Consider the following 2,609-nt stretch of genomic DNA (forward strand, 5'->3'; position numbering starts at 1 on the left):
CCCCCGGCCCCTCCCGAACCCGTCGGTGTCCGAACGGTTCGGTCTCGTGGCCTCGTGTGCCCCGCCGGTGCGACCGGCGGGGCACACCGCTCTCGATGACGCGTTCCCCGGTGCGGCCGGTCGCAGGTCCGAACGGGAGACGCACTGTGGCCGCCCCCGGGTGTTCCGGGGCCGGCCACGGAACACCGGCCCTCACCGGGACCGGGGTGTCAGGGGCGGTCGCCGACGCCCTCGACCCATCCGGTCCAGACGAAAGCGACCTGGTTCTTCAGGACGGGGTACTCCAGCCCGTAATCCTCGATCGGGGTGGTCGGGTCCTCCTCGTCCCGCAGGGTGGAGTCGTAGTAGAGGAGCGACCCCTCCTCGTCGTACAGGAGGCGGTACTCCGAGGTCGTCCCGAACTCGTCCGTGACGGTGAACGAGAAGAGCTCGCCCTCCCGGTCCAGCGGGTCGGTGGCGGTGCCCAGATGGCTCACCTCGGCGCGGTCGGCGATGATCCGCTGGACGGCGGCCTCCTCCTCGCCCGACAGGGGTCGGCTCTCGTAGAGCTGCGTGAGGTGTAGGAACAGGGACTCGTCGGTCCGGTCCTCCTCGGGCGTGGTGCCCAGGTCCAGGAGCGTTCGCGCCAGCGTGTCGGGGTCGGTGGGCAGCTCCCGGGGCAGGACCAGGCTGGGGTGCAGGGTGCTCTCGTGACTCTCACCGACTCGGTCCATGAACCACTCGTGGTCGCCGGCCTCGCCCCCGGTCTCGGTCGGGGGCTTGGGGTGGTCGTTGCGCAGGGTCCCGCCGTCCATGTCCTCCCACCGTTCCCAGTCGAAGGGGATGAACCCGTACCCGTGGGTCTCCTCCGGGCCGTCGTCGCCGGCGTCGGCGTTCATCCGGTACATGGTGGTCCCGGTGGAGGAGATGAAGGCGACGTCCCCCTCACCCGACGCCGGTCCGCGCCCGGCCGCGACCTCGGCCAGCTCCAACAACGCCTCGGTGCCCTCGACCGGCTCGCCACCGACCACGTCGACGGTCTCGGGTGGGGCGGCGTAGGCCGCGGGCACCCCGTTGGGGTGGTTCTCGGGCAGCAGCAGGGTGCCGGCGCCCACCGCCAGGGCGGCGGTGGCGGCACCGGCCACGAGTACGGGGATGCGGCGCCACAGGGGTCGTGCCACGGGCGTGTTCTCCTTCAGTAGGGCGAGCGCGTCGGTACGGGCCCGGTGTCGGGCCTCGGCGGTGGGGGTGATGTCCTTGGCCGGGTCACTGTCGTTCAAGGTGGCGCGCAGGCCGGTCATGTCGTCCATGCCGTCTCCTCCTCGGGCTTCGTGTCGGGGGCGGACGCCGCGTTCAGGTGGGCGGTGATCTTCTTACGGGCCCGATGAAGCCGTCCGCGGGCGGTGGCGTGGGGGCATCCCACGACCTTCGCGGCCTGGCGACTGTCCAGGCCCTCCCAGGTCACGAGCATCACGAGCTCGCGTTCGATCTCGGTCAGTCGCGCCAGGGCGGCCAGGGCCCCGCCCCGGTCGATGACGTGGTCGGCGTGGTCCGCGTGCACCCCGATCCGGCCCGGCTCGCGGGTCAGGGTCCTCGCGATCAGGTCCTGGCGGCGGGTCCGGCGCAGGTGGGCCTGGGTGATCCGGCGCGCGCAGGCGTACAACCAGGGAAGTTCCTGTTCCGGCGTGAGACGTCGTCTCTTCTGCCAGGCCACGACGAAGGACTCCGAGACCACGTCGTCGGCCTGGTCGGCACCGACCCTGCGCCGTGCGTACCGGTACACGGCGTCGTAGTGCCTCTCGAACAGGGCGTTGAAGGCACGCTCGTCGGAGTAGGCGTCTCCGACCGTGCTGCGTCCCATGGGCGTTCCTCCCGTCCTCTCACCTGCTTATGTCGGTACGGGGGCCGTGTGTTCGCTCGGGGGTCGGGTTTTTCTCACCGGCCGGATCCACGGCCTCGGACGGACGCCGCGCGACGCCCCTCGTGCGCCTCCGGAGACACCTGGGGCCCATGGCGCCCTCGCGCACCGCGAACGAAAGTCCCGAAACGGAATATCGATCCGTGTTTCCACTCCGGAGGTGGAAACAAGTCCAGAGGGCACATTCGGAAGAAAGTACTTCCGACGTACTTTCTGTGAAATAGCAGGTCAACCGGCCAAGAAGTAATTAATGTCGGAAAAGCCTGCGGGAACTACGACGGAGTCCTATTCTCGAACCGTCCCGACGGGACACCGAACGGTTCCGCCCGTGGGCCGACCGGGTCGGCCCCACCCCCACCGAAGGAACGCCGTGCACGCCATCGACCAGCAGATGCGGGAGATGCTCCAGACGCCGGGCGTACGCAGTGTCTGTCTCGTCGACTGGCGCGGCGGTCGCGCCCTGGACTGCGTCGGCGAGACCGACGGCGTGGCCGGCGCCTCCGCGATGCTCCAGGCCATCGACGGCGGACCGCTCTGCTCCGTCCAGGCCGTGGAGGACGTGGTGGTCACCGAGGCCGACCACCACGTGCTGTTCGCGGTCATGGGCGGCTCCCGGTACTGCGTACAGGTCCGCGTGCAGCGCGACCTGGGCAACCTCGGGTCCGTCCTGTGCCGGCTCCGTCACCTGGTCGACAACGCCGAACCCCCCGAA

Annotated in this window: 3 protein-coding genes; 1 reads left to right on the plus strand and 2 read right to left on the minus strand. The window is 70.3% G+C overall.

Annotated elements, in window-relative coordinates:
* Positions 1 to 209: 209 nt before the first annotated feature.
* Positions 210 to 1,289, minus strand: coding sequence for a CU044_5270 family protein (locus DSY14_RS27495; RefSeq protein WP_211719513.1), 1,080 nt, complete (start codon positions 1,287 to 1,289; stop codon positions 210 to 212).
* Positions 1,277 to 1,840, minus strand: a complete 564-nt coding sequence (locus DSY14_RS27500) for an RNA polymerase sigma factor (protein WP_211719514.1) — start codon at positions 1,838 to 1,840, stop codon at positions 1,277 to 1,279. Before DSY14_RS27500 ends, DSY14_RS27495 begins: the two co-directional genes overlap by 13 nt.
* A gap of 427 nt (positions 1,841 to 2,267) precedes the next feature.
* On the opposite strand from DSY14_RS27500, the gene DSY14_RS27505 reads away from it, so the two are divergent.
* The coding region (locus tag DSY14_RS27505) for a hypothetical protein (protein WP_211719515.1) at positions 2,268 to 2,609 on the plus strand (342 nt) is incomplete at its 3' end.

Source organism: Nocardiopsis sp. MG754419 (assembly GCF_018207095.1).
Lineage (GTDB): Bacteria > Actinomycetota > Actinomycetes > Streptosporangiales > Streptosporangiaceae > Nocardiopsis.